Source organism: Alkalibacterium sp. s-m-28 (genome assembly GCF_054658175.1).
In genome coordinates this window covers 1-255 of the sequence record NZ_BAAGIQ010000397.1, presented here as the reverse complement: position 1 = coordinate 255, position 255 = coordinate 1, and the positions used below count along the sequence as shown (strand labels likewise).

General features: G+C 38.0%; 1 protein-coding gene. It reads left to right on the top strand.

The genetic code is table 11. The features are described from left to right. The coding region (locus ACYQ4S_RS12745) for a transposase (RefSeq protein WP_459771551.1) at nt 1-255 on the top strand (255 nt) is incomplete at both ends.

Here is a 255-nt window from a genome sequence, read left to right as displayed (position 1 = left end):
ATCCCATGAAAAACCGTGAATTGAAACCTGGCTATAATCTTCAAGTTGCTTCTAGTAATCAATACGTCATTGACTACGATATCTTTTCAAATCCTACGGATACGCGAACGCTACTTCCATTTTTATCAGCCATTTCTACACTGGACTTATTCAAATATATTGTCGCAGATGCTGGATATGGCAGTGAAGAAAACTATGAATCCATCATCGATGACTATGAAAAGATCCCTTTGATCCCTTACGGCATGTATAACG